Annotated in this window: 25 protein-coding genes; 18 read left to right on the forward strand and 7 right to left on the reverse strand. The window is 66.5% G+C overall.

What is annotated here, in order from left to right; all coding sequences use genetic code 11:
• From treZ to PROKR_RS37030, 3 genes are all read left to right on the forward strand, one after another.
• The coding region (gene treZ / locus PROKR_RS22795; RefSeq protein ID WP_036967929.1) for a malto-oligosyltrehalose trehalohydrolase at nucleotides 1-1,612 on the forward strand (1,612 nt) is incomplete at its 5' end.
• A gap of 244 nt (nucleotides 1,613-1,856) precedes the next feature.
• Nucleotides 1,857-3,137 (forward strand): glutaminase, encoded by a 1,281-nt coding sequence (locus PROKR_RS22800; RefSeq protein ID WP_036967932.1) that lies wholly within the window; start codon nucleotides 1,857-1,859, stop codon nucleotides 3,135-3,137.
• Nucleotides 3,138-3,444: 307 nt separating this feature from the next.
• Nucleotides 3,445-3,591: a hypothetical protein gene (locus tag PROKR_RS37030; protein WP_211240206.1), complete on the forward strand. Its 147-nt coding sequence runs from the start codon at nucleotides 3,445-3,447 to the stop codon at nucleotides 3,589-3,591.
• Between the two features lie 79 nt (nucleotides 3,592-3,670).
• Here the strand turns inward: PROKR_RS37030 and PROKR_RS22805 are convergent, their stop codons facing one another.
• The 6 genes from PROKR_RS22805 to PROKR_RS22830 form a co-directional block, all read right to left on the reverse strand.
• Nucleotides 3,671-5,308 carry an alpha/beta hydrolase gene (locus PROKR_RS22805; RefSeq protein WP_245605936.1) on the reverse strand — a complete coding sequence of 546 codons (1,638 nt, stop codon included), beginning with the start codon at nucleotides 5,306-5,308 and terminating at the stop codon, nucleotides 3,671-3,673.
• Nucleotides 5,309-5,390: 82 nt separating this feature from the next.
• Entirely contained in the window at nucleotides 5,391-6,089 is a 699-nt protein-coding gene (locus tag PROKR_RS22810) for a response regulator transcription factor (protein WP_036967935.1), read from the reverse strand.
• The gene (locus tag PROKR_RS22815) at nucleotides 6,086-7,264 is read right to left on the reverse strand and encodes a sensor histidine kinase (RefSeq protein WP_036967937.1); all 1,179 of its coding nucleotides are present in this window, start codon (nucleotides 7,262-7,264) and stop codon (nucleotides 6,086-6,088) included. The genes PROKR_RS22810 and PROKR_RS22815 overlap by 4 nt, the downstream gene beginning before the upstream one ends.
• Nucleotides 7,265-7,344: 80 nt before the next feature.
• On the reverse strand, nucleotides 7,345-7,683 hold the full coding sequence (locus tag PROKR_RS22820) for an Imm51 family immunity protein (protein WP_036967940.1): 339 nt from the start codon (nucleotides 7,681-7,683) through the stop codon (nucleotides 7,345-7,347).
• Between the two features lie 20 nt (nucleotides 7,684-7,703).
• Nucleotides 7,704-8,057 (reverse strand): hypothetical protein, encoded by a 354-nt coding sequence (locus PROKR_RS22825; RefSeq protein WP_157602530.1) that lies wholly within the window; start codon nucleotides 8,055-8,057, stop codon nucleotides 7,704-7,706.
• 80 nt (nucleotides 8,058-8,137) lie between these two features.
• Nucleotides 8,138-9,691: a TIR domain-containing protein gene (locus PROKR_RS22830; protein ID WP_036967946.1), complete on the reverse strand. Its 1,554-nt coding sequence runs from the start codon at nucleotides 9,689-9,691 to the stop codon at nucleotides 8,138-8,140.
• A 179-nt stretch (nucleotides 9,692-9,870) separates the two neighbouring features.
• Between PROKR_RS22830 and PROKR_RS22835 the strand changes: the two genes are divergently transcribed.
• The 9 genes from PROKR_RS22835 to PROKR_RS22875 all read left to right on the forward strand — a co-directional run bounded on the left by PROKR_RS22835 (nucleotide 9,871) and on the right by PROKR_RS22875 (nucleotide 17,772).
• The gene (locus PROKR_RS22835) at nucleotides 9,871-10,794 is read left to right on the forward strand and encodes an HIT family protein (protein ID WP_036967949.1); all 924 of its coding nucleotides are present in this window, start codon (nucleotides 9,871-9,873) and stop codon (nucleotides 10,792-10,794) included.
• A 103-nt stretch (nucleotides 10,795-10,897) separates the two neighbouring features.
• On the forward strand, nucleotides 10,898-11,614 hold the full coding sequence (locus PROKR_RS22840) for a DUF998 domain-containing protein (protein WP_157602533.1): 717 nt from the start codon (nucleotides 10,898-10,900) through the stop codon (nucleotides 11,612-11,614).
• On the forward strand, nucleotides 11,611-11,979 hold the full coding sequence (locus tag PROKR_RS22845) for an ArsR/SmtB family transcription factor (protein WP_051433258.1): 369 nt from the start codon (nucleotides 11,611-11,613) through the stop codon (nucleotides 11,977-11,979). The genes PROKR_RS22840 and PROKR_RS22845 overlap by 4 nt, the downstream gene beginning before the upstream one ends.
• The gene (locus tag PROKR_RS22850; protein WP_036967955.1) at nucleotides 11,976-12,491 is read left to right on the forward strand and encodes an SRPBCC family protein; all 516 of its coding nucleotides are present in this window, start codon (nucleotides 11,976-11,978) and stop codon (nucleotides 12,489-12,491) included. Before PROKR_RS22845 ends, PROKR_RS22850 begins: the two co-directional genes overlap by 4 nt.
• Complete coding sequence (locus PROKR_RS22855; RefSeq protein WP_036967958.1) at nucleotides 12,488-13,321, forward strand: alpha/beta fold hydrolase; 834 nt, start codon at nucleotides 12,488-12,490, stop codon at nucleotides 13,319-13,321. Before PROKR_RS22850 ends, PROKR_RS22855 begins: the two co-directional genes overlap by 4 nt.
• Before the next feature lie 186 nt (nucleotides 13,322-13,507).
• Nucleotides 13,508-13,795 carry a DUF1330 domain-containing protein gene (locus tag PROKR_RS22860; RefSeq protein ID WP_036967961.1) on the forward strand — a complete coding sequence of 96 codons (288 nt, stop codon included), beginning with the start codon at nucleotides 13,508-13,510 and terminating at the stop codon, nucleotides 13,793-13,795.
• An 80-nt stretch (nucleotides 13,796-13,875) separates the two neighbouring features.
• Nucleotides 13,876-14,214: a nucleotide pyrophosphohydrolase gene (locus PROKR_RS22865; protein WP_036967963.1), complete on the forward strand. Its 339-nt coding sequence runs from the start codon at nucleotides 13,876-13,878 to the stop codon at nucleotides 14,212-14,214.
• 1,022 nt (nucleotides 14,215-15,236) lie between these two features.
• Complete coding sequence (locus PROKR_RS22870; protein ID WP_425414931.1) at nucleotides 15,237-16,271, forward strand: DNA/RNA helicase domain-containing protein; 1,035 nt, start codon at nucleotides 15,237-15,239, stop codon at nucleotides 16,269-16,271.
• A 193-nt stretch (nucleotides 16,272-16,464) separates the two neighbouring features.
• Nucleotides 16,465-17,772 (forward strand): tyrosine-type recombinase/integrase, encoded by a 1,308-nt coding sequence (locus PROKR_RS22875; protein ID WP_036967965.1) that lies wholly within the window; start codon nucleotides 16,465-16,467, stop codon nucleotides 17,770-17,772.
• 67 nt (nucleotides 17,773-17,839) lie between these two features.
• Here PROKR_RS22875 and PROKR_RS31825 read toward each other — a convergent pair whose 3' ends face one another.
• The gene (locus PROKR_RS31825; protein ID WP_084800615.1) at nucleotides 17,840-18,052 is read right to left on the reverse strand and encodes a helix-turn-helix domain-containing protein; all 213 of its coding nucleotides are present in this window, start codon (nucleotides 18,050-18,052) and stop codon (nucleotides 17,840-17,842) included.
• A 161-nt stretch (nucleotides 18,053-18,213) separates the two neighbouring features.
• On the opposite strand from PROKR_RS31825, the gene PROKR_RS33025 reads away from it, so the two are divergent.
• From PROKR_RS33025 to PROKR_RS33030, 6 genes are all read left to right on the forward strand, one after another.
• Nucleotides 18,214-18,483, forward strand: coding sequence for a hypothetical protein (locus PROKR_RS33025; RefSeq protein WP_157602536.1), 270 nt, complete (start codon nucleotides 18,214-18,216; stop codon nucleotides 18,481-18,483).
• Nucleotides 18,484-18,593: 110 nt separating this feature from the next.
• The gene (locus tag PROKR_RS22885) at nucleotides 18,594-19,826 is read left to right on the forward strand and encodes a glycosyltransferase family protein (RefSeq protein WP_157602539.1); all 1,233 of its coding nucleotides are present in this window, start codon (nucleotides 18,594-18,596) and stop codon (nucleotides 19,824-19,826) included.
• Nucleotides 19,827-19,828: 2 nt separating this feature from the next.
• The gene (locus PROKR_RS31830; protein WP_169736526.1) at nucleotides 19,829-20,845 is read left to right on the forward strand and encodes an NAD-dependent epimerase/dehydratase family protein; all 1,017 of its coding nucleotides are present in this window, start codon (nucleotides 19,829-19,831) and stop codon (nucleotides 20,843-20,845) included.
• A complete protein-coding gene (locus tag PROKR_RS31835) occupies nucleotides 20,809-22,044 on the forward strand; it encodes a Rossmann-fold NAD(P)-binding domain-containing protein (RefSeq protein WP_084800617.1) in 1,236 nt (411 codons plus the stop codon). Before PROKR_RS31830 ends, PROKR_RS31835 begins: the two co-directional genes overlap by 37 nt.
• Before the next feature lie 2 nt (nucleotides 22,045-22,046).
• Complete coding sequence (locus PROKR_RS31840; RefSeq protein WP_084800618.1) at nucleotides 22,047-23,483, forward strand: class I adenylate-forming enzyme family protein; 1,437 nt, start codon at nucleotides 22,047-22,049, stop codon at nucleotides 23,481-23,483.
• Nucleotides 23,483-24,769 carry a hypothetical protein gene (locus tag PROKR_RS33030; protein WP_157602542.1) on the forward strand — a complete coding sequence of 429 codons (1,287 nt, stop codon included), beginning with the start codon at nucleotides 23,483-23,485 and terminating at the stop codon, nucleotides 24,767-24,769. Before PROKR_RS31840 ends, PROKR_RS33030 begins: the two co-directional genes overlap by 1 nt.
• The last annotated feature ends 7 nt before the right edge of the window (nucleotides 24,770-24,776 follow it).

The raw sequence follows: 24,776 nt of genomic DNA on the forward strand, positions 1-24,776 counted from the left end.
GCCCGCGGGCGTGCACGGGCCGTCGCGCACCTTCGACGCCGGCGCCTTCCCGTGGTCCGACGGCGACTGGCCCGGCCGGGACGTGCGCGGCGCCGTCGTCTACGAGCTGCACGTCGGCACGTTCACGCCCGAGGGCACGCTCGACGCCGCCGTCGGGCGCCTCGACCACCTCGCCGACCTGGGGGTCGACGTCGTCGAGCTGATGCCGGTCGCCGCGTTCGGCGGGCACCACGGTTGGGGGTACGACGGCGTCGCCCTGTGGGCGGTGCACGAACCGTACGGAGGCCCGGCCGCGCTCCAGCGCTTCGTGGACGCCGCGCACGCGCGCGGGCTCGCCGTGTGCCTCGACGTCGTCGACAACCACCTCGGACCGTCCGGCAACTACCTCGCCGAGTTCGGCCCCTACTTCACCGACCGGCACCAGACGCCGTGGGGCGCGGCCGTGAACCTCGACGGCGACGGCTCCGCCGAGGTGCGCGCCTTCGTGGTCGACAAGGCGCTGCGGTGGTTCCGGGACTTCCACGTGGATGCGCTGCGGCTCGATGCCGTCCACGCGTTGGTCGATGACTCGCCGCGGCATGTGCTGGCGGAGCTGTCGGACGCCGTTGCTGTCCTTGCTGCCGATCTCGGGCGACCGTTGTTGCTGGTGGCCGAGTCGGACGCCAACGATCCGCGGACCGTTACGCCCACTCGCGAGGCTTTCCAGGGCCGGGCCGGGTACGGGATGACGGCCCAGTGGGCCGACGACGTCCACCACGCCCTGCACACCCTGCTGACCGGCGAACGGCAGGGGTACTACGTCGACTTCGGCACCCCGCAGACGCTCGCCAAGGCGCTCACCGACGTCTTCGTGCACGACGGCGGCTGGTCCACCTTCCGCGGCAAGAACTGGGGCGCGCCCGTGCCCGCCGACCTGGACCGACGGCGCTTCGTCGTCTGCTCCCAGAACCACGACCAGGTCGGCAACCGCGCGCTGGGCGACCGGCCGTCGCGCGTGCTGACACCGGGGGCGCTCGCGGTGAGCGCGGCCGTGGTCCTGCTCGGGCCGTTCACGCCGATGCTGTTCATGGGCGAGGAGTGGGGCGCGACCACCCCGTTCCAGTACTTCTCGGACCACGAGGAGCCGGAGCTCGCGGCGGCGATCTCGCGCGGGCGGGCGGCGGAGTTCGGCGGGCACGGGTGGGTCGAGCTGTACGGGGCTGATGTTGTGGTGCCTGATCCGCAAGCCCTCTCGACGTTCGAGGCTTCTCGATTGGACTGGGGGGAGGCCTCGACGCGTGATGGGCGGCGGATGCTGGAGCTGTACCGGCGGTTGGTGGGGTTGCGCCGGGCGGAGGCGGCTGTGGCTTCGGGGGATTCTTTCGGGACGTCGGTGCGGGTTGGGGACGGGGTGCTGGTGATGACGCGTGCGGCCGTTTCTGGTGGTGGGCCGGTCGATGTGGTGCTGGCGCTGGGTGAGGGGCCGGTGTCGGTGGTGGTGGAGCGGGACGGCGAGGCGGAGGTCGTGCTCGACTCCGAAGTGGTGCTCGGGGGTGAGCCCGCGGTCGTGGAGCGCGGAGCCGGTGGGACGAGGGTGACCGTGTCGGGGCCGGGGGTTGTTGTGCTGGGGTGATGGTTGCCTGAGGTCGCGCGTTCATGTGGCGTCGGCAGTCTGCATCCAGGTCGGTACAGGCCTGGACCGATCTCGATGCCAACTGCCGACTCTGCGCTGCAAACTGCCGACCACCCGGGACAGTCGCCGGTCGGCGTCTTCGAGTCCGCCGGGTGGCGGTCGATCCATGCCACCCTGCCGCACGGGTAGGAGCGAAATGTGACAACCTGACCTGCCGGACGGCACGGACCACGGGGGAGACCTGATGCGATCACCAATTCTCGATTACCTCGACACCATCATCGAGCAGACGGCGCACATCGAGTCCGGCGCTCTGGCCGACTACATCCCGGAGCTGGCGGCGGCCGACCCCGACCGGGTGGCGGTCGCACTGTGCACGGTCAACGGGACCGTCTACGCCAGCGGCGACACCGACCACGAGTTCAGCATCCAGTCGATGTCCAAGCCGTTCGCCTATGCCCAGGCGATCGAGGAACGTGGGCTGAAGACCGTGCTCAAGCACATCGGCGTCGAGCCCAGCGGCGAGGCCTTCAACGAGCTCTCCCTGGACCCGCAGACCGGCAAGCCGCGCAACCCGATGATCAACGCGGGCGCCATCACCACCCACGCCCTCCTGGACGATGACGAGGAGTCGGCGGTGGACCGCATGCTCGGTCTGTTCTCGCGGCTCGCCGAGCGGCCGATCAAGGTGGACGAGGCGGTCGCCGCCTCGGAGCTGGCTACCGGGGACCGCAACCTCGGCCTCGCCTACCTGCTGCACTCCTCGGGCGCGCTGCGCCAGGAACCCCGCACGGCGGTGACCGGCTACATCCGGCAGTGCGCGGCGTCGGTCACCGTGCGCGACCTCGCCCTGATGGCCGCGACACTCGCCAACGGCGGCGTGCAGCCCAACACCGGCGAGCGGCTGTTCAGCAGGACCGGCACCCGGCACCTGCTCAGCGTGATGGCCTCGTGCGGCATGTACGACGCTGCGGGCGACTGGCTCACCACGGTCGGCATCCCCGCGAAGAGCGGCGTGGCCGGCGGCATCATCGGCGTGCTGCCCGGGCAGATCGGCGTCGCCGTCTTCTCCCCGCGCCTGGACCCGCACGGCAACAGCGCGCGCGGCGTCGAGATGATGCAGCTGCTCTCCGACGACCTGGGGCTGCACCTGATGGAGGCCAGCCGGCCCGCCCGGTCGTCGCTGCGCGAGACGCGCGAGGTGACGGTCGAGGGGCAGCCGGCCACGGTCTACGTGCTGCAGGGTGACCTGGTGCTGAGCAGCATCGAGTCGCTGGTGCGTGTGCTCATCGAGGACCCGCCCGCCACCGAGCTCGTGGTGTTCGACCTGAGCCGCGTGGACGAGGTGCTGCCGGTGGCGCGCCGCACGGCGTCCGAGACGGCGACCAAGCTGATCGACGAGGGGCACCGGATCGCGCTGGTCGATCCCGAGGAGACGGTCGTCGGCTTCTCGGACAGTCAGGGGCGCGCGGTGGAGTGGTGGAGCGTGGAGCGGCTGGAGAAGGGGACGGTGGGCTCGGTGTGAGGTGCTGCTTGACCTGCCCGCCTGGGTCCAGGCCCGCTTCCGCTCAGTCCCGCGGCGACCTCAGCAGCACTGCATGACGAACCGGGTGTCGGACAGGTCGCCGCGGGCGAGAGGTCCTTGGTGCGGGCCAGCCAGTAGAGCGTGCCGACGTCGCCCCACAGGACGCCGTCGTAAATGAATGACCGCGGGGTCATTTGCGTCGTCGAGCCCGGCCATGGCTGCGGGCGGGTCAAACGTCTGCGGTGATTCACGTGATCGCAAAATTTGCGTATCCTCGCAGGCCTGTCTGCATACGAGGGGGTCGCTGATGGCTGGTCTGTGGGGTAGGAAGTCGCGCGCGAAGAGCTTGAAGCGCGGCACGTGGGGAAGCACGACCAAGGGCCGGAGCAAGAACCTGACCAAGCGGCTGTGGGGAAGCAGCAAGCGCTCCAAGCGCGGCGGAGGCCTCTTCTAACGCACGATGTCCACGGGTGCCGACCGGGGAGTCCCGCTTCGCTGGCTGACAGCGGACGCCCCGGTCGGCACCTGGCGCGTTACCGGCCCGCCGGCACCCGCGTCGTCCCCGCCGGCACCGCCTCGCAGACCGTTCCCTCAGCCGGCAGCACGCCGTCGATCAGCGCGGCATCCACCGCGTCGTCGATGCACGGCCCGCTCGTCCGGTAGGACGTGTGGCCGACGCCCGTCCGGGTGAGCAGGACGGCGCCCTCCAGGCGCTCGGTCATGGCCTGCGCCCAGTGGTACGGCGACACGTTGTCCACCTTGCCGCCCACCACCAGGATCGGCGGGGCACCGGCGCCCGTGAGCTCGTCGGTGAACCGGTCCTTGTTCGCGGCGGGCCAGAACGCGCAGTTCAGCGCGCTGTAGGCGGCCCGGCTGCCGAGGCGCTCACCGCGGGCGTCGATCTCGCGAGCGGCCGCGCGGTGCTCCCCGAGGTTCCGGAGGGAGGGCCAGTCAGCGCAGCGGACGGCGGTGTGGGGCTCCTGCAGGGTGGTGGCGAACGGGCCGCCGAACGGCGCGACCGTCAGGTTCACGACCATGAAGTGAAGGAAGGCGCCGTTGCCCTGCTGCGCGGCGAGCAGGCCCGCGGTGAGCTGTGGCCAGAGCGTGCGGACGCCCGCCGCGGCCCGGACACCCTCCAGCGCCATGGCGCCGTCGAGCGTCCCGCCGGGGGTGAGGCCCTCGATCGGCGGGACCTGCAGGGGCTCCCGCTCCAGGTCGGCGATCAGGGCGTCGAACGCGGCCTCCGGGTCGCCGTCGCCGAACGGGCAGGCCTCCACGCCCTCGGCGCGGCACGTCTCGAACCAGAGGTCGAGCGTCTCCTCGTTGGACCGGGCGACGTCGTCGAGCAGCTGGAGCGGGTCGTTCTGCCACAGGTCGGTGTCGACGGGGGCATCGACCACCATCTGGCGCACGCGCTCGGGGAACAGCGTGGCGTACATCGGACCGACCACCGTGCCGTACGAGGCGCCGTAGAACGTGATCTGCTCCTCGCCGATCGCGGCGCGCACCTGGTCCAGGTCACGGGCCACGTTGTCGGTGGACAGACTCGCCAGGAACACGCGGTCCTGGTGCGTGGCGCAGCCCTTCGTGAAGGTGCGGGCGTCCTGGACCAGCCGCCGGAACGGCTTGCCGCCGGGGATGGTCGGGTCGCGGTCCTCGGCCGCCTGCTCGGCGCGCTGCTCGTCGGTGAGGCAGCGGACGGCGTCCGACTCCCCGACGCCGCGCGGGTCCATGCCGACGACGTCGAAGCGCGCCACGACGTCGGGTGAGAACGGGCCGGTCTTACCCGTGGGGTCGATCGACCGGACCATGTCGGACGCCGGCACGCCCGGGCCGCCCGGGTTGATGAACAGGCTGCCGATGCGGTTGTCCGGGTCCGTGGCGCGGTGCCGGACGACGGAGAGCGGGGTCTGCTCGCCGTCCGGGTCGCTGTACTCCAGTGGAACCTCGACGGTGGCGCAGTCCAGGCCCGGGCCGCACTCGGTCCAGTCGATCGGGTCGGGGGTCGGGGCCTGCGCGGTCGGGCTGGGCGCGGCATCGTTCGCCGACGCCGTCAGCGCAACGCTGGCGCCACTGGCGCACCCGGTCGCGGCCAGGGAGACGGCGGCGAGCACCGCGGCGATCCGAAGCACCACGTGCGACGAGCGGGATGGTCGTGTGGGTGAAGGCATGCCAACGACCCTAGAAATCTCACCCGCTCCCCGCATCGGCCGATGGGTCCGAACCCGCCGACCGGAAGTCGGAGCGTGCCCGCTACTCCGGGTCGGCGGGCGAGCCGAGCCCCGCCTCCTGCACCAGCAGCGCCACCTGCACCCGGTTGTTCAGCCCGAGCTTGGACAGGATCGACGACACATGGGTCTTCACCGTCGTCAGCCCCAGGAAGTAGCGCGCCGCGATCTCCGCGTTGGACCTCCCGGCCCCGATCTCGACCGCGACCTCCCGCTCACGCTCCCCGAGGACGCCGAGGCGCTCGCGGGCCGTGGCGCGGCGGCCGTCCTGGTCCGACTCGGCGACCTTGGCGATGAGCCGTCGGGTCACCTCGGGGGAGAGCACGGGCCGACCCTGGGCCGCGTGCCGGACGGCGACGACGAGCTCGTCGGGCGGGGTGTCCTTGAGCAGGAACCCGGCCGCCCCGGCGCGGAGCGCGCGCAGCACGTGGGCGTCGGCGTCGAACGTGGTGAGCACCATGACCTGCGGGGCGGGGGAGTCCTTGCGCAGGATCTCGGTCGCGGTGAGCCCGTCCGTGCCGGGCATCCGGATGTCCATGAGGACGACGTCGGGGTGGTGACGCCGGGCCAGCTCGATCGCCTCGGCGCCGTCGCCGGCCTCTGCGACCACGTTGAGGTCGGGGGCGCCGTCGAGCATCATCTTGAGGCCGAAGCGGACCATGGCGTCGTCGTCGGCGATGAGGACGTTGATGGCCGGCTCGGCGCCGGGCGTGGGATCACTCACGACGGCCAGGGTAGGCGCAGGCGGACGTGCCAGCCGCCCAGGTCGGTCGGGCCGTAGTCGAGGGTGCCGTTGACGAGGCGGGTGCGCTCCTGGAGCCCTTGGAGTCCGGTGCTGTTTCCTTGTGGTTGTCTCGGTCGGGTGGTCGGGGGTGCGTTGATCACCTCGGCGACGACGGCGTCCTCGGGCCGCCCGGTGATCCGGACGCTGACGGGGGCGCCCGGGGCGTGCTTGCGGGCGTTGGTCAGGGACTCCTGGACGACGCGGTAGACGGTGCGGCCGTGGAGGTCGGGGATCGCTTGATGGCCGGTGGTGAGGCCGGCTTCGTCGTGGAGTTCTACTTCTGTGTCGGCCTTGCGGGCTTCGTCGACGAGTTCGAGGACGTCTGCCACGGCCGGCATCGGCAGCTCGCCCACGGGGGCGCGGAGGACGCCGATCACCTCGCGGAGGTCCTGGAGGGCGCGATGCGCGTTCTCGCGGACCACCTCGGCGGCGCGGCCGACGTCGTCGGGCGGTGCGGTGCGGGCGTAGGCGAGGGCGCCGGCGTGGACGCTGAGCAGGGAGAGGCGGTGACCCAGGACGTCGTGCATCTCGCGGGCGATGGCCTGGCGGGCCTCGCGTTCGGACTGCTCGGCGCGGAGCTGAGCCTCACGCTCGGCGGCCGCGGCGCGGTCGCGGAGGGAAGCGACGAGGGCTCGCCGGTTGCGGATGGACAGGCCCCAGGCGACGGTCGCGGCGTGGCCCAGGGCGATGATGACGAAGACGGTGATGGGTGGGGTGGTCTGGTCGGGCCAGAGGAGCTGGTAGGTGCTGAGGGACGTGATGCTGATCGCGGTCACGGTCGCGGTGGCGCGGATCGAGCTGTGGATGGCGACGGTGAAGAGGGCGACGATCGCTGCGCCCGTGACCGTTTCGGAGTAGACGCTGGCCGTGGCCAGGGCGATACCGATCTGGACCGGGTACTTGCGGCGCCACCAGAGGGCGAGGCAGCCGAGGAGGCCGGTTGCGCGGTCGGCGATGAGGAGGGCGGTGGGGAGAGGGTCTGGTTCGTTGGTCTGGATCTGGAACGAGATCAGGGCGAGGGCTGCGGCGATGGCGACGAGGGCGGCGTCGTTCAGGCGGGGGCGGAAGGCGGTGCTCGCGGGTGGCGCGGCGGGGGTGGTACGTGCGGTGGGCATCGGGTCGAGCCTAGGGCGAGGGCACGATACCGACCCGTCTGAGCGGTCGTGAGGGCACCTTCGGCACTGTCAGGCCGCGCTCAGTCGTCGAAGTCGAACCCGTCCGCATCGGCTGCAGCGACCAGGCTCCGCATCCTGTTGTCGTCCTTGGCGACGCCGTCCATCAGTTCGCCCAACGCTTCGAGTGCGGCTCTGTCCTCGCCGTAGGCGCAGAACATGTCGCCCTCCGGGTCGTAGCCGAACCGGCTCTCGAGCGAAGGCGCCTCGGTAGCGACCAGCCTGCGCGCGACGCCCTCCCAGAAGTATCCGTTCGGCTCGTGCCCGAGTTCCTCGACCAGTGCGTCGACCGGCGTCGTCCCTGCGTGCAGCAGCAGCGAGAACCTTCCGGGGGTGGTCTCGACCAGCTTCGGTAGCGTCATGCGCCGGAACGTAGCAGCCGTCACCGACACTGCTGCTCCGTGCGGTGCCAGGTCGCACCCTGTCGATCGATACCCACCGCTACGACCTGAGTCGCTGCGGTATCGATCTCCTCCCACAGCTGCACCGATATGAGTCGGAGTCCGCCCTCGCTCGGGTCGGCGTCCGGGAAGACGTCGCGTGCGTCCTGCTGGGCGGACTCGATGAAACGCTGCAGGCCCTCCAGGTCGACGACGAACTCGATGGGTGCCAGCTCAGGTGACACGCGCACAAGGGCGCGAGCCTCGCGCGAGTCGACCTCGATGTGGTCCACGACGTCACCGCTACGGGATATCAGGTCCCGGGCTAGGTCCCGGGTGGAGTCGGAGATCAGCACGGGGATCCTGAGAGGTAGGGCGGCGATGATGTGATGACTGACGCGGGCCACCGATCCGGTGAGGATGACGTCGATCGATCTTAGGGCGCCCGACGTAGCCGGAGGGCACTCGGGGAGATCTCCTGCGCCGAGGCGAGCTTCTCCAGAACGAAATCCGCGACCTTCTCCATCGGCTGGTCCTGCAGGCTGAGGAAGCCGAAGGTCGCGGGCAGTCCGACGATGGGTGGCCGATTTCCGACGAGAAGGGGCAGCAGATATTCCTCGGTGCGCTTGCTCGCCGCGTTCCGTCCGACCTCGTATTCGAACGTCGTCCAGTCGCGCTCGGGGTAGTCGTCGGACAGGCAGATGATCATGAACTGTGCCTGCTCCCCGTAGATGCGGGCGAGCCCGCGGCGCAGGTCCTTCCCCCAGAGTTCCGCCTGCTGGTTGTAGTCGTAGAAGACCTTGATGTGCCGTTCCTCGAGCACCTCGACGAACTTGTCGACGACCGGCCGGTCGTTCCCCGCGAACGACACCGCCACGTCGTACTCGTACCTGCGTCGACGGGGGACTACCCCGGAGCTGACCCGGGTGAGGTCGAGATGGTCGAGGTAGAAGCGGAACGCCGGGTCGTCGATCCGTAGGGTCCGGTGCTCGTAGGTCAGGGTCTCGTTCAGGCCGCTCTCCTCGATCAAGGTCGGGAGGACGTCGATGGCGCGGTTGAACGCACTCCTGACCCGGCCTCTGTCGGCCGGGTCGGCGATTCCGACGACTGCGGCCTCCAGTTCTTTGTAGGCGGTGCGGAATCCCGGGCTGGCCGCGGCGCGCTGGACGAGCTTGAAGTACACGTCATGCACAGAACGCCGCCCCTGTGTCAGGTGGACGAGACTGCGGATGTAGCGACCGTCGAACTGCTTGGCGATCTGGGGGGTGACGACGGCGAGGTCGATGGCGACCTGTTGCGGCTCCGCGGCGGTTCGCATCACGTCGGCCTCGACGCAGGCAGCCCGGCAGATCGCCTGGAAGATCGACGGCGACCCCCTGGCGGCTCTGATCGCCGCGCCCCGGGTCGCGTCGTCGAACCGGATGTTGAGGGCGCGTTCCCCCTGTGTCATGAGCGCGTCCATGAACGTGTCGCTCTGCGTGCCCAGGTACCAGGTGTCGTTCCGGATCGCGAGCTCCGGGTCGTGGCCCAGGATGGCGTCGCTCGTCTTGGCTATCCCGATCATGAACAGGCGGATGCCGCTCTCGTGCCAGAGCTTGAGGCGCGAGGCGAGCTGCGTGCGCGCCTTGAGCGAGAGGCGGTGGACGTCCTCGATCTTGATCAGGTCGAAGTCCCGCAGCCCCTGCTCCACCGCCTTCACCGTCCGTCCGACGCCGAGCTCGGCGCCCAGGACGGTGAAGATGCTCTGCGCACTGGTGTGGGCCCGCGCGTTGAAGGAGAGGATCCGGTCGGCATCGAACCCGGCCGCAGCGAGTGCCCGCTCGGCGACTGTCGACTTGCCGCTGCCGGACGGTCCGACGAGCGTGACGTGCTTACCCGGCGTCATAAGCGAACCCTTGAGCCGTTGTGCTTCGGCGGGCGCTACGTAGGTGATGCCCGACGCCTGCGACTCGTTGAAGACCTGGGCGAGCTGGTACACGTCCCGCGTCATTGCACTCCTCACCTGGGTGGAGATGCTCGGTGCCCGTCATCCTCCCCGACCGGCGTCGTCCGGCGCCACCACTCGGTGGCATCTGTTTCCGTCATGCGAACCGTCTGGAAGGATCGTCGCGAAGGTGACATCCGGGACACGGTCGGCGGTGACGCCCGTGCCCTGCCCTGCGCGGAGAGGTGCCGACCTTGACGACGTCCGTCAGATGCTCGTTCTGCAGGATCGTGAGCGGGGACGATCCGGGTGCCCGTGTGATCTACGAGAACGAACGCGTGGTGGCCTTCTTCCCGACCACGCCCGCGGTCGTCGGGCACGTCCTCGTCGTTCCGCGCCGTCACGTACCGGACATCTGGACGCTGGACGAGAGCGAGGCCGCCTACCTCGGGCGGGTCTGCGCGCGGCTCGCCGGCGTCGTCAGAAGGGTGCTTCGCCCCGAAGGCCTCAACGTGATCCAGTCGAACGGCGCGGCCGCCACGCAGACCGTCTTCCACCTGCACGTGCACCTCGTGCCGAGACGGGCCGGGGACGCGATGGGACGCATCTGGCCCGTCGGGACGAGCTACTCGGAGGTTGAGAAGGATGAGGCCTGGGCGCTGCTGCGCGCGGCGTGCCAGACGGGAGTGGCCTTGGGGGACGGACCGAGCGGTGAGGACCGTCGCAAGCATCTCGAGCTCGTCCAGGCCGTCGTGACCCGCATGGCCGGTGCCTCGGCGAACGTGAAGACCTGGCTGCTGCCGGTGGTCACCGCCCTGTACGGGTTCGGTGTGACCGAACGGTCCGCCGGACTGGCGCTGCTCGGGCTGGCCACGGTGCTCCTGCTCATGTACATCGACGCCAACTACCTGCGTGTCGAGCGTGAGTACCGGCAGCTCTACGACGCCGTCGCGCGGAACGCCGCGCCGATCAGGGCCTTCTCGCTGGACCCATCCGGTGTCGCGGTGCCGCCGTCGCGACCCGGTTCACCGCCGGGCCGGCTGTCGGGAGCGCGTAGGGCATGGCTGCCCGGCTGGAGCATCTGGAAGTCGTGGTCGATCCTGCCGTTCTACGGGGTGCTCGCGTTGATCGGTGTGGTGATCGCGATCAGTGGGGTGTGGCGGGGCTGATGTCGGGAGCCTGCGTGGGGCGATCGCCTGGTGATGAGCAGCTCCATCAACCCGCACTGCATATACGCTTGTATGTATATACGGTGATGTGTATGTTGAGGTCATGTCCATTCGAGAGACCGATCCACGCCTGATCCGACCCGCTGCGGCGGTCTCGTCGATCGTCTGCGCCGCCGCGTTCGTGCTGCTGATGAGCTTCGCCCAGGCCACCCAGCCAGAGGTGGTACCGAGCTGGCAGCCGCCCAGTGAGCTGGCGCTGGGGGCGACGGGGTGGGCGATGACGTCAGGCTTCGCCCTCCTCGGCCTCGCGTGCGTGCTGCTCTTTGCGGCGCTTCGCGGGCAACCGGCGTCCCGCACGGCTCACGTCGGGCGCTACGCCTTGTTGGTCGGGGCGGCAGGCGGCGTGCTCGGGGCAGTGTTTCCGACCGATCGATGGGACGCCTCGGAGCCCACCGCGACCGGGATGGTCCACAATGTCGCGCCGGTGCTGCTGGACGCCGTCCCGCTCGCCGCGATCCTGCTCGGGGTGTCACTCGTACGGCGCAGCCAAGGCTGGCGGCCCGTACGCCGGTGGTTGTGGACGGCCGCCGGGCTGGTCGTGAGTGCGGTCGTCCTGCTGTCGGTCAGCATGGGGATCCTCCTGCCGCAGGGTGGAGGCCTCGGTCCCGATGTGCCGATCGGCTGGCAGGCGCGTGGACTTCTCGTCGCCGTTGCCGCATGGGTGGCGATCACCGCGGGTTGCGCGCTCGCCGTGGCCCGGACGTCGCACACGGCGGACGTCGACCCGGTGCCGGCCGACACGGCAGGAGCGGCCCGATGACGGACTCCTCGCTTACGCCCTCGCTCGCCGTCCTGACGGCCCTGGCCGAACCGAACAGGCTCGCGATCGTGGGACTGCTGCGCGCCGGACCACGCGCGGTGGGGGACATCGCCGCCCACGTCAAGATCGCTCAGCCGCACGCGTCCCGACATCTGCGCATCCTGGCCGACGCCGGTCTGGTCAGTGCACGCCGGGAGGCACAGTCGAGGATCTACCGGCTGGAACGCAGCCCGTTCGCCTCGCTCGAACAGTGGCTCGACACGTTCGCCGTCGTCTGGGAGGAGCGCGCCGACCGGCTCGGCGACTACCTCGAAGACCTCGACGAGGACCCGAGCGACGCACACCGACAGGAGGGGACCCGATGACCGCGACCGTCGTGCGGGACCGCACGAACAAACGACTCATCGTCCGACGCACGGTGCGGGGTACCCCTGCGCTGGTCTGGGCCTGCTGGACCGAGCCCGAGCACCTGCGACAGTGGTGGGGCCCCAAGGGCTGGCGGTCCGACGTCTTCGAGCTCGACCTCCGCCCTGGCGGGGTCTGGCGCTACCGCCTCCGTCCCGACCAGAGCCACGAGATCGAGGCGGAGCACTGGGGCCGCGCCGTCTACGAAGAGATCGACCCGTACGCATCGCTGCAGTTCCTCGACGGCTCCTGCACACCGGACGGAACCCCGATCCCCGGAACCGAGCAGCTGACCCGCGTGACGATCCAGGAACTGGAACCGCGGCGTTGCGAGGTCGGCATCGTCGTCCGGTTCCCCTCGCTCCAGGCGCTGGAGCAAGCCGAACCGACCGGCATGATCGAAGGTTTCACCGACGCACTCGAACGACTCGATGTGTACGTCCGACCCGCATCACGAGAGGCACGGCCATGAGCACTTCCGCCACCGTAACCCAGGACCGGACGGTGACCTCCTCCGACGGGTCGACGATCGCGTACGACCTTTCCGGAAGCGGCCCCGTCGTCGTCCTTGTCGCACCGGCCCTTGCCGACCGGTCCGACCACCGGCGGCTCGCCGCGCTCCTGTCGCGGGACCACACCGTGATCAACTATGACCGGCGAGGCCGCGGGCGCAGCACCGAAGCCTCGCCGTGGAGCCCGGGCCGAGAGGTGGAGGACCTCGCCGCCCTGATCGCTGCCCACGGCGGCTCGGCCTCCCTCTTCGGAGCGTCCTCGGGCGCCGTGCTCGCGCTCGACGCCGCGAACAGCCTTGCCGGCATGGTCGAACGGGTCGTGGCCTTCGAGGCACCGGTGATCGTCGACGACGGCCGGCCACCCGTCCCGCGCGAGCTGTCCCGGCAGCTGGACCAGCTCGTCCGCGAGGAGCGTCGGGGCCAGGCGGTGACCCGGTTCATGCGGGACGCCCTTGAGGCGCCTGCCGCGATGGTGCTCGCGATGCGGATGATGGTCCCGGCATGGCGCCAGATGACCGCGATGGCCCACACCACGGTGTACGACGTCGAGCTCTGCGCCGGCCTCCAGGACGGCGGACCGATTTCGGGCGACCGGTGGAAGGCGATCAGCGTTCCGGTCCTGGCGCTCGTGGGGCAGAAGAGCAAGCCCTGGGCGCATGCCGGCACGAAGGCTGTGGCTGCCGCGACCGGCGGGCGGGCCGTGACTGTCAGTGGTGCCCATCACGGCACGCCCACCATGCAGCCGCAGGCGATCGTCCCGCATCTGAGGGAGTTTCTTCGGGAGGGTTAGCGGTGGGGTGGTCGGTGCTTTTCTGACCGACGATCTCGGCATCGTCGGGATCTGCAAATACGCTCGCGCCACGCGGTCGGCATCTCTGACCAGCCGCTATGCTCAGCTCTCACGGGTGCGAGCTGGATTGATGGTTGGACGCCTCAACGACACGCATCGCCAGAAGCCGTTCGAAAGGGCCCCGTCATGAGTGCGTACGTCGTGTTCTTCAAGGAAAGCACGCACGATCAGTCCGAGGTCGATGCCTACCTGGAGAATGTCGGGAAGTCGTTCGAGGGGCATGACGCGAAAATCCTCGCCGCCTATGGCGAGCAGCAGGTACTCGAAGGCACCGCGCCCGAGGGGGTCGTGGTGATCGAGTTCCCGACCACGGCCGCAGCGCGTGCGTGGTACGACAGCCCCGCCTACAAGTCTGCGGCGGAGCACCGGTTCAGGGGAGCTATCTTCCGGGTCGTACTTGTCGAAGGTGCCTGAGGGGCGACCGACGATGCCTACTTCCTACCCCTGAACGGATCGAAGTAGGGGAGCGGTACGGGCGGGGCAGAATCAACCTCATGGATGACGCCACCACCATTGAGTCCGTCAGGGACCGACTCCGCGATTTCGCTCGTGTCCGTGACTGGGGCCAGTTCCACACGCCCAAGAACCTCGCGATGGCGCTGGGTGGCGAAGTCGGCGAGCTCCTCGCCGAGATGCAGTGGCTCACGGACGACCAGATCCACGAGAAGTTGGCCGACCCGCACACCCGAGGCGAGGTCGAGGAAGAGTTCGCCGACGTCTTCCTCTACCTGGTCCAGTTGGCCGACGTCTGCGGTGTCGACCTCGTGCAGGCCGGTCACGCGAAGATCACGCGGAACGACGGACGTTTTCCGCCGGCCATTTCTGCGTCCTGATCGGACGAATCGCCCGCGCTCTACCGACCCGTCGGCTCCTGACCTGCCTAGACTCGACCTGCCTACGCGGCATCGACGGACTTCCGGCTCGACCTGCGGACATGTCCCCGCCGCACGTTCATTCGTGCTGCTCAGGGGACGTACTTGTCGGTCATCCGCTATTCGGCGGCGTCGTTGTCGTCGTCGCTCAACTCAGACTCTTCTTCCGTGGAGACGCATCTCGCAGACCAGCTCTCGCATCAGGGCGTGCATGTCGGCGAGGGGGAGCGGCGTTCGTGGCGCAACTCGCTGCCAGCCCTCGCACGGGACCTCAGTGATGCGGGCCTGGATCAGGTTGAGGTGGTACTGGAACATCGGCTGCCGCTGACCTCGAAGCGTACCGACGCGATCCTCGCCGGAGTGCACCCGCGAACTGGCGATCACTCCTACGTCGTTGTCGAGCTCAAGCAGTGGAGCGAGGCGCACCTGTGGGAGGACAACGACGCGCTCGTCGAGGTCGATGGCGCTCGATACCTCTCGTCGCACCCGAGCACCCAGGTCGCAGGCTACGTCCAGTACCTGCGCGACTTCTCGAAGGCCTTCGAGCACACCCCCGACCAGCTTCAAGGCGTGGTGTACCTCCATAATGCGACCGATTTCGGCGTCGGCGATCTGCTTGCCAGCAAGGAGCTGGCTCAGGCTCCCATGTTCACGGGGGAGCGTCGCAGCCAGTTCATCGCTCACCTGCAGTCGCTGCTGGCGAAGGATGCGTCGGGAGCGGAGGCGGCGGACCGGCTGATTGGCTCCAAGACCGCACCCTCGAAGCAGCTCATGTCGGTGGTGGCCAAGGAGATTCGCGAGCAGGAGCAGTTCGTTCTCCTGGACGAGCAGAAGACCGCACGGGACCTGGTGCTGCACCAGGTGAAGAAGGCAGTTTCCTCTGATTCCAAGTCCGTGGTCCTGGTGACGGGTGGCCCGGGTTCGGGTAAGTCCGTGATCGCACTGTCGCTCATGGGGAACTTGCCCGTGAGGGTCGGACGGCGATCCACGCGACGGGGTCGCGCAGCTTCACACAGACGCTTCGGAAGGTCGCGGGCAAGGGCTCCACGCGGACGCAGGGCCTGTTCAAGTACTTCAACAACTTCATGGAGGCAGAGCGCAACGGCCTCGAGGTGTTGATCCTGGACGAGGCTCACCGCATTCGGGAGAAGTCGGTGGACCGGTACGCACGCAAGGAACTCCGGGAGAAGGCACGTGCGCAGGTCGACGAGCTGCTCGACGCCGCTCGCGTGCCCGTATTCCTTCTGGATCAGAACCAGGTGGTACGGCCCGGCGAGATGGGTACACCCGACGAAATTCGTCTCGCGGCTGAGGCCAAGGGGCTCGAGGTTCGGCAGATCGATCTGACCGACCAGTTCCGCTCCGGCGGCAGCCTCGCGTACATCGAGTGGGTCGAGCGGCTGCTCGGCCTGCGTGATGTCGAGGACGGGCCGCAGCCTTGGGACGGCGTCGACGAGAATTTCGAGGTCGACGTCGTGGACTCGCCGGAGGAGCTCGAGGCTCGGTTGCAGGCCTACCGGAATGCGGGCAAGGGCGCGCGGATGACGGCCGGCTACTGCTGGCCGTGGTCCGATCCGCGTGACGATGGGTCTCTGGTTCCGGACGTCACGATCGGTGCGTGGCAACGTCCGTGGAACCTGCGTGGCGAACGCTCGGTGGGCGGAGCACCGCCGTCTCCGTTGTGGGCGACTGATCCGGCTGGGTTTGGTCAGGTGGGATGCGTCTATACGGCGCAAGGATTCGAGTACGACTGGAACGGAGTGATTCTCGGGCCGGATCTCATCTGGCGGCAGGCGGCCGATGGGGGTGGAGGGGGCTGGGTTGTGCGGCGAGCCGAGAGCCGTGACGGGGAACTGACCAAGAAGAGCGTCACCGAGGGTCAGTTCGAGCGGCTCACTCGGAACACATACAAGGTTCTGCTGACACGGGGGATGGTCGGGACACTGATCTATTCGACGGATGAGGAGACGCGGGCGTTTCTTCGGTCGCTGATGTCTGGGCGACGTCTGGTCACATGATCAACTTCTAGTTGGTCGCTCGGCCGCCTTTGGGCGGTCGGCCTGGTCAGAGGCCTGGATCCGCGGAATTCCGCGGATCCGGGCCTTTTCGCGTGCCGGGGTGTCGTGGACACCTATGGACGTGAGGAGCCCCGAATTGCCTCCCCGAGAGGCACGCAGGAGGCACGCCGACACGACCAGGAGGGAACCGACGATGGGCACGAAAACCGAGGTACGGCCTCAGAAGCGAGAGGCATGGGGCAGGCTGCGCAAGCTGCCCTCGAAGCGCTGGCAGGCACGTTATGTGGGTCCGGACGACAGGGTCTACTCGGCGCGCACCGAGGACGACAAGCCACTGACCTTCCTCACGAAGGGTGACGCTCGCGAGTGGCTCAACGGGGTGCACGCGAAGATCAGCCGAGGGGAGTGGCTTCCGCCCGACGAGGCTGTGCGACGGCGTCGGGCCGCAGCAGAGGCCGCTGCCGCGCGGGACGTGACGTTTCGCGAGTATGCCGAGCGGTGGCTGGAGCGCATCGCGACCGAGCCTGGCAAGGGTGGCAAGCTCCGTCGGCCGGGGACCGTGATCGCCTACCGAGGGCGGGTACGCAACTACCTTTTGGCGCCGCTCGGGGACGTGAAGGTTCGGGAGATCGACACCGAGCGGGTGCGTGCCCTCGTGATCAAGCTCGTCGCGATGCCGTCGGTGCTCAAGGAGGGCGCCAAGCACAACGGCATCGCGGGCGACGCCGTCGACGTGTTGAAGATGGTCCTCCGGGCGGCGGTGCGCGACGGGCTGCTCGCGGCGATGCCGGACGCGCCGACGCCGACCCGGAAGTCCGTGCGGCACAACGACGCCCACACACCCGAGGACGACGTCGCCACACCCACGCAGGTCGACGCGCTCTACGCGGCCGTGCCGCAGCCCTGGCGGATCGCCGTGCTCTTCGCGGCGTGGTGCCAGCTCAGGCGCGGGGAGGCGCTGGGGCTGCAGCGGCACGACATCGTCTGGAACGGCGACCGGACTGCGGCGACCCTGTACGTGCGGCGGCAGAAGAACGGGAGCACGGGCAAGCTCACGGACCCGAAGTCGGACAGCGGCCGCCGGTCGATGGCTGTGCCTCCGCTCATGATCGAGCGGCTGCGCGACCATCTCGACCAGCACGTGGGGCGGGGGCGGACGGCGCCGGTGGTACCGAGTGAAGCGCGAGGTAGCCAGTACCTGTCGGCGTCGCGATGGAATGGCATCTGGGTGGGCGCTCGGGGCGCAGTGTCGGGACTTCCGGAGGGCTACCGGTTCCATGACCTGAGGCACACGGGGTTGACCCGGATCGCGCAGGAGGGGGCGACCCTGGCCGAGCTCATGCGACGTGGCGGGCACTCTGACGTCTCGGTGGTGCTGCGGTACCAGAAGGCGACGATGGCCCGGGATATCGAGCTCGCCGCGCGCATGAGTGCGGCGGTGGGGGAGGAGATCCGGCTGGAGAAGGAGCGCGCGAACACACCGGAGGGCAACGCTGCGTGACGCATCAACGGCTGGGCCCGCACCGCTGCGCGTCCAGCCGTCTCCGCGGTCGTTGATCAGCGAGCGCTCACACGGAGTGCGCTGAGGGGATCGTGACGACAAGGCGTTGGGTCAGTTCGTTGAGGTCTACCCGGATGAGACGACCGACGCGATATCCAGTGATGGTGCCGTCGGCGATACGGCGGCGCAGCGTCTTGGTGGATACGTGGAAGTGCGCGGCGGCCTCAGTCAGCGGGACCAGGCGGGCGGAATGGGCAGGTGCTGGGCTGGTGCGCGGCATGATCGCTCCTTTCGGGAGTTCGGGCTCTACGTCGGAGGTGAGCAGCGAACTCCGGCGCTGAGTCGCCACAGAGCACAACCGAGCTAGTTAACTCGGCACCGAGCAGGTGAGGTACGGCGCGTACGGGTCCTGGCCGCGGGCTGTCGCAAGGGGAGTCGAGCGTGCTGGTCGCCGAGGCGGCCACCGCAGTGCGTGACCCAACCCAACGTGCCCGCTTCGATCGCATCCTGGTTGGTCTGACCAGCACCGGGCGTCACGTCCCCCTGCCCGATGGTGACCGCGCGTCGGTGAGAGACCTGGTCACTAGCCGGCGCAACGACCGCACGTCGACCACGACGAGCGAGGCGCTCGACGGCGAGCTTCATAATCCGGCGATTTGCGGCAAACCCTTGCAGTGTGATCGATCACTCGGTAACGTCTGGTTCAGGTGATCGATCACTTACGACGACGTTAGGAGGATCCGCCGCCACGTAGAGGGGGGCGCACTGACCGTGAAGAGCACTGGTTCCTCAGGCTGCGGTCGGCACCTGAAAGTGTCGCCATGGGAATACTGCAGGCCCTTTCTCTCTACGACGACCTGGACAAAGGGCCACGTCGCAAGGAGGCGCCGGAGTACCCGCGTGGAGGCCGGAATCGAGTTGAGCCGCGTCCGCAAAGAAGCAAGGGAGAGGCGTTGCGCGATCCAATTGTCATTACGTCGCCACATTACAACAGGTACTCAGCTGGGAACGTCGACGTTACGCTGCTCTTTCGAGAGTTCGAGAGGATCGCGAGTGTAGAAGTAAGAGATTTCTCGCTAAATGCCGCGAGACGTGGGGATTACGACATCATCCACGTCCATTGGCCGGAATGGCTGCCTAGACGAGAGAAGACACCCTGGCTAGCGGCGTTGTCAGCCATGTGGGTACTTAATTCGCTTGCGGCCGCGCAGAAGCGCGGTACGAAACTTGTGTGGGATGCGAACAACACCATGCCGCACGAACCAGTATTCCGGGAACTGACTGACAAGTTCATGATGCGATTCGCCGCGATGTCCGACCTATTCGTCTCCTGCAACGCTTCCCTAGGTGACGAATTCATCGCAAAGTTCCCAGTTCTAATTAGCAAGAAGCGCCGGCTGCTAGGAAACCGCAACTATGTAGGCGTCTACGCCCACGAGACCGAATCGAGCGAGAACGCACGGCGACTATTGGGCCTGCCGACGGACGAGCCCATAGCACTCGCATTCGGATCCGCCCGCCACTACAAGAACCTTCCCGGCATGATCGATACGTTTGCACGCTACAGGCAGCGGACGAACCGCGCGTGCACCCTACTCGTCGCCGGTGGCGTAACAGACAGCGCGCTGGAACGAGAGATCAGACAGGCTGGTGAGCGTGACCCCCGGGGCATAAGACTGGACCTGCATTTTGTCCCGGAGAGCGACGTCGCGCTCTACTTCCGCGCCGCGAGTCTGGCTTTGATTGGGACGGTTCAGGCCGTGAAGTCGAGTGTCGCGGGATTGGCCCTGTCGCTCGGCACTCCTGTCTGGGTTCCCCGGCGTGGGGCGGCAATCGACGATGCCGACGAAATCGATGAGCCGATGCTAAACACGTATGACGGAGGTATCACTGAGGCGATTATCCATCGTGCGCTCGATATGTCTGAGAACGTGCGTCACCACATCCCACCAGCGTTGAGGGATGGGCGCATCGGGGAGTCCTGGTCAGCGTACGCGCAGCGAATGCTCGACGAATATAGAAGTGTCCTCAGTTCGAGAAATGACGGGAGATAGGCGTGCGCGTTCTAGTCACGGGGGCCAATGGATTCGTGGCGAGTCACTTGATACCGCACCTAATCGAGCGCGGTTTCGACGTGGTTGGGGTGGACGATGACTCGAAGTACGGGGAACGCCAGCCGTTTGCTCACGAGGCGTACACGCACGTTAGAGGCTCAGTCCTCGACGAAAGTCTTCTGAGCGGGCTGATGGATGGCGCGGACTATGTCGTTGCTAACGCCGCGGCGGTCGGAGGGCTTCCGTACTTGACTGTTAATGACGGCTCAGTCGGCCTTTATAATTCTGGACTTACCGCGGCCACTCTCGGCGCAGCTATCCGTTATCACGAGCGGACACGTGGGCTGAAGCGCTACGTAGCTGTCAGTTCCTCGATAGTTTTCGCCGAGGCTAAGACGTGGCCCACTCCTGAAGGCCTCGAGTCGAAACTGCCCCCGCCCCACCTCTCCTACGGAATGGAAAAGCGCGCCATGGAGACATATGTGCGTGCCGCAGGGCACCACTATGGCTTGCCGTACACGATCGTTCGCCCGTTCAATTGCGTGGGTACCGGTGAGACCCGAGCGGTCCGCGGCTTTAGCCGAGAATCCGGAAGCGTCAAACTGGTGATGGGCCATGTCATTCCGGACCTGATTCACAAGGTGTTGCTCGGCCAGGCGCCTTTGCATATTCTCGGCGACGGTCAGCAGCGAAGGCACTTTACTGCCGCCGAGGATATTGCACGGGGCATTGCAATGGCGATGACCACCGAAAAGGGTAGGGGAGAGGATTTCAATCTTTCGATCGAACAGTCACATTCGATCATAGAGGTGGCAGAGATGATCTGGCGCAGAATGAGGCCGGATGTTGGGTTCGATGTCGTGTTTGATCCGGCTATCGACGGAGATGTGGCACAACGCAGTCCGTCCGTTTCGAAAGCTGCAGACCTGCTCAATTTTCGAGCAGAGAAGCAACTCTCCGAAGTTCTCGATGATTTAGTTCCATGGGTCTCAAACCAATTCATGGAGGGGCGGCTTTGAGTTTCGACGGATTCGCTTTTGAGATGGCAGATGAATCGGGGAGCGCACACGGGGAGAAACAACGCGTCGCAGTAGTCGGGGGGTGTGGCGAGATTGGATCGTCGCTCTCGGCCGCGATCGCTGGGTTTTGTGAGACGTTGGTAATTGACAAGGATGCCGATCGCGTTGAACTTTGGCGAGCGCGATTTGACGAGCGGCCAGACCTCAGAATTCGCGAAGTTTCGACGAAAATCGAACTTGTCGCAGACGCGACGGTGATTGTCGTTGTGGTGGGAACTGAAGGCGACAACGGCGCGACAAGGGGAAGTATCAATGGTGTGGTCGAGGAATTGGCGCCATTCCTGAACTCATCACATCTGCTCCTCATTCGATCGACGGTCTCGCCAGGTACCACGCGGGGCATTGGCGAATATCTCGCCGAGCGCGGCGTCGCGTGCGACCTCGTCGTCGCGCCAGAGCGATCGCTTGAAGGGGTAGTCGAGCGGGAGGTTCTTGAGATCCCACAGCTGCTGGGTGGTCCCCTTCCTGCTGTGGAACGTGCAACGTCGTGGTTTGAGAGCATGGGAATGGACTGCATCTCGCTCCCGAATTGGGAGGCGGCCGAACTCTCGAAACTCATAACTAATGGGTATCGCTACTTTAACTTCCAACTTGCCAACTATTTTGAGGTGCTGGCTACTCAGTATGAATGTTCGTTCGATGAGATTCGGACGGCTCTGCGGGCGAGTTATCCTCGTGCGCACGGGCTTAGTAGAGCGGGCTTCGTAGGGGGACCTTGTCTGCCGAAAGATGCCAAAGCCCTCGCGGTGCTCGACGGCCCATTCGGTGCCGCGGACTTTATGTGGGCTCCGATCAAGTTGTCCGAGCGATACGAGGAATGGGTAGTCGGACGTATCGAGCGCGAGATCGGCGAACTCCATCGAAAGGCCGTGGGCATCGTCGGAATGGGGTTCAAGCGAGGCTCCAGTGATAAGCGGGGATCACGGGCAGTGTGGCTTGCCGAGGAGCTCCGGCTACGTGGGGCCGAAGTTCTCGAATTGGAAGCCGACGGACAGTTGACAGCGCTGTCCAACTTGGACTGCCTGATCGATGTCCACGGCGAAGTTCACGACAGTGCGGTGCTTACCGAGCAGGCCCGTCGGAGCGCGACACCTCTGTACACCGTTGGAGTTGGGTGGCACCGGAAGGACGGTCGGTAGGCATGCCATGGGACGTGTTGTCCAAAATTCTGACTCGCGCAGAGAGCGACAACGGGAGTGTAGCCGTTGTGGACAGAACAGCGACGCTCACCTACCCGGAGCTGATCGACCGGGCGGAACTGATGGCAGCCGCGCTACGAGACGCCGGCGTGGGGGCCGGGGACCGGGTCGCTGTGCGGACCACCCACTCGTGCGGGGACGTCGTGTCCCTACTTGCAGCTATGTCCGTGGACGCAACCGTCGTCCCGTATGACAGCGAGTGGCCCAGTTCTCGCCGCCGTGCTGTCGTCGAGGATGCGGGTGCGAGCGTAGAGCTGCTCGAGGGTGAGGTCGTTCCGGTGGCGTTGCGCAGCAGTCGACAGGTAGACACCAAGGCGATGTCCGCCCTCGCATTGCTGATGTATACATCTGGTTCGACAGGGATTCCGCGCGGGGTCATGCTCGCGCGTGAGCAAATTGAGTTCTGCCTTGAAATGATCAATGAGCGACTTCGGTATAGCCATGGCGATCATGTTCTGTCGCCCATCCGTCTATCGTTCGATTACGGCTTGTACCAGATGCTGCTCAGCCTCTCGGTTCGTGCCACTCTCTTCCTGTGCAATCCCTCAGGCGAGTTCGGCTGGTTCCAGCGGGCTGTTGAATGGTCATCCGCGACCGTGTTGGCCCTGACGCCGTCGCTTGCGCGCTTGGCAACAGTGAAAAGCAACCCTCTTGCGATGAGCAATGTGTTGCGGTTGGTGACACTCACCGGCGAACCCGTCGACAGATCGGTCCTTGAGCGAATCGCGAGCCTCGCGCCGAACGCAGGAATCGTGACGATGTACGGCATCACGGAGTGCAAGAGGGTCTCGATATCTGAGCCAAATGAATGGAAGGTGTCGGCCACCAGCAGCGGCACGCCGCTCAGGGACACAGAAGTGGTTATACGCGACGGAAGTGGCAGAACGGTGAGCCCTGGAACGGTTGGACGCATACATGTGCGAGGGCCGCACCTCGCGGTCGGGTATTGGCGGGACCCAATCTCGACGAGCTTGAAGTTCCCAACAATTGACGGCGTCCGAGAGCTCGATACAGAGGACCTTGGCATGCTAGATCTCGACGGTCGGATACACGTGGTCGGGCGACTCGGTGATGGTTACAAGGAACGGGGCCACCGAGTGTCCGTCGCTGAGATCGAGGTCGCAGCACGATCGTGTGCCGGCGTTGAAGCGGCGGTTTGCGTGCCACCACATGAGGCCGGCAGGTCGACGCTATTTGCCGTCTGCGGAGACGATGTCTCACGAGCAACGCTCATCGAGCACATGGCGTCGTTTCTCGGCACAGAGCGGTTGCCACAACGGTTTGTCAGACTGGCCGCGATCCCGTTGACCTCAAACGGCAAACCGGACCGCGCGACGTTGCGTGCCCTTGCACGAGACGACGTTTCGGGAGGCTGGTGATGATGATCGACTTGTCCTGGGGCCAGGCCGAGGAGTGGTCCTGGATACGAGAGATGAATCGTGAGCCAGAAAGATGGGTAGTTGTAGGGGACGTACTGCCACAAGGCACCAAATCGAAAGACGAGCTGGCGATGCACATCCGGGAGTTGTGCGCGGATTTCGAACTGCAGAGATGGGTCCTGGTGCAGACCAGGTCGGGTATGGCCGGCCTGCAGGCGGGTTCATTTCCGATTCCCGTCACGGATACAACACTGCGCGGCAGCCGCGACTGGGCGGTCCGTGTAATACATAATCGTTTCACGGTCGGCAGCTGGCGGATCCAACTCGATGCCGCACCGGTCCAGTTCTTCACATACGAACGCGAGGATGGAATCTACTCGGCGGTGATCGCCGCGTCGCACATGTTTGCTGATGCGGCAGGGCTCAAAGCATTCACACAACAGCTCTCGCGGCGCATCGCCAACACTTCCCAGGCCGGCCGCACGATGCAGATTCTGCCGCTTTCGAGTGTATTGGAGCACGAGAATAGAAGACTTCACTCACGGCGGAGTAAGTTGAACGCGCAGCAGAGTGCATCGTCGCTTCTTGAGTATGAGTCGTACTGGTCAGGATTCGAATGGGAAAGACTGCGGGTGCGCGAGAAGGGCACCGCGATTTACAGTCTTCCGATATCCAGAACCAGTAGGTTAATTAACTCCAACCCCACGAGCATATTGCTTATGTGCATCGGCGCGGCGTGGCGTGAATGCATTCGGGCACCCAAAGACCTCAGAGTACCCATGAGTCTACTCCACCGCCGGGCGAGTCCAGTGCCCGGTGCAGCATATATGGGCCCCGGCAATGTGAACCTCACACTGCCAGCGACGGAGCTCCAACTGCCGGTGCTCTCTGGAGTATTCGCATCCAAATTGTGGCGCACACTACTTAACGAGGCCCGGGCCAGCGAGCACCATCCGCTTGACTTTGACTCGAATCTAAACCTAGACCGCGCCCGGTCGCTCAGAGCGCGGAGCCTCCGACTAAATGTCAGGCGGAATGCGAACGAACTTGGTCGCGCATCGAGCGGGGAAGTTTTGGAGGTCCAGGGCGCAAGCTTCGAACTGGAGATCGTGCCGGAGGTTGCAAGGGCGTTCGTCGATCTGAGCTTCGCCGACGAATGGATCTCACTTCGCTGGGATCTGCCGAGGGCAAGGGAGCCTCGCGACGCAACCAAGTCCTTTGGCGGTGTGCTGAATTCACTTCTCGAGAATTTGGTCGGCAGATCGACGGAGGCTCGAATTGATTGATCCGGCC

The organism is Promicromonospora kroppenstedtii DSM 19349 (genome assembly GCF_000515355.1).
Classification (GTDB): Bacteria; Actinomycetota; Actinomycetes; order Actinomycetales; family Cellulomonadaceae; genus Promicromonospora; species Promicromonospora kroppenstedtii.

Excerpts from the sequence above, each read along its gene's own strand:
- PROKR_RS22885 (WP_157602539.1), top strand. The coding sequence starts at position 18,594 with ATGGGAATACTGCAGGCCCTTTCTCTCTACGACGACCTGGACAAAGGG.
- PROKR_RS22815 (WP_036967937.1), bottom strand. The coding sequence starts at position 7,264 with ATGCCCACCGCACGTACCACCCCCGCCGCGCCACCCGCGAGCACCGCC.
- PROKR_RS22820 (WP_036967940.1), bottom strand. The coding sequence starts at position 7,683 with ATGACGCTACCGAAGCTGGTCGAGACCACCCCCGGAAGGTTCTCGCTG.
- PROKR_RS22830 (WP_036967946.1), bottom strand. The coding sequence starts at position 9,691 with ATGACGCGGGACGTGTACCAGCTCGCCCAGGTCTTCAACGAGTCGCAG.
- PROKR_RS31835 (WP_084800617.1), top strand. The coding sequence starts at position 20,809 with ATGGGTCTCAAACCAATTCATGGAGGGGCGGCTTTGAGTTTCGACGGA.
- PROKR_RS22850 (WP_036967955.1), top strand. The coding sequence starts at position 11,976 with ATGACCGCGACCGTCGTGCGGGACCGCACGAACAAACGACTCATCGTC.
- PROKR_RS31825 (WP_084800615.1), bottom strand. The coding sequence starts at position 18,052 with ATGCCGCGCACCAGCCCAGCACCTGCCCATTCCGCCCGCCTGGTCCCG.
- PROKR_RS22865 (WP_036967963.1), top strand. The coding sequence starts at position 13,876 with ATGGATGACGCCACCACCATTGAGTCCGTCAGGGACCGACTCCGCGAT.
- PROKR_RS31840 (WP_084800618.1), top strand. The coding sequence starts at position 22,047 with ATGCCATGGGACGTGTTGTCCAAAATTCTGACTCGCGCAGAGAGCGAC.
- PROKR_RS22805 (WP_245605936.1), bottom strand. The coding sequence starts at position 5,308 with ATGCCTTCACCCACACGACCATCCCGCTCGTCGCACGTGGTGCTTCGG.
- PROKR_RS22840 (WP_157602533.1), top strand. The coding sequence starts at position 10,898 with ATGTCCATTCGAGAGACCGATCCACGCCTGATCCGACCCGCTGCGGCG.
- PROKR_RS37030 (WP_211240206.1), top strand. The coding sequence starts at position 3,445 with ATGGCTGGTCTGTGGGGTAGGAAGTCGCGCGCGAAGAGCTTGAAGCGC.
- PROKR_RS22800 (WP_036967932.1), top strand. The coding sequence starts at position 1,857 with ATGCGATCACCAATTCTCGATTACCTCGACACCATCATCGAGCAGACG.
- PROKR_RS33030 (WP_157602542.1), top strand. The coding sequence starts at position 23,483 with ATGATGATCGACTTGTCCTGGGGCCAGGCCGAGGAGTGGTCCTGGATA.
- PROKR_RS22845 (WP_051433258.1), top strand. The coding sequence starts at position 11,611 with ATGACGGACTCCTCGCTTACGCCCTCGCTCGCCGTCCTGACGGCCCTG.
- PROKR_RS22855 (WP_036967958.1), top strand. The coding sequence starts at position 12,488 with ATGAGCACTTCCGCCACCGTAACCCAGGACCGGACGGTGACCTCCTCC.
- PROKR_RS22860 (WP_036967961.1), top strand. The coding sequence starts at position 13,508 with ATGAGTGCGTACGTCGTGTTCTTCAAGGAAAGCACGCACGATCAGTCC.
- PROKR_RS22875 (WP_036967965.1), top strand. The coding sequence starts at position 16,465 with ATGGGCACGAAAACCGAGGTACGGCCTCAGAAGCGAGAGGCATGGGGC.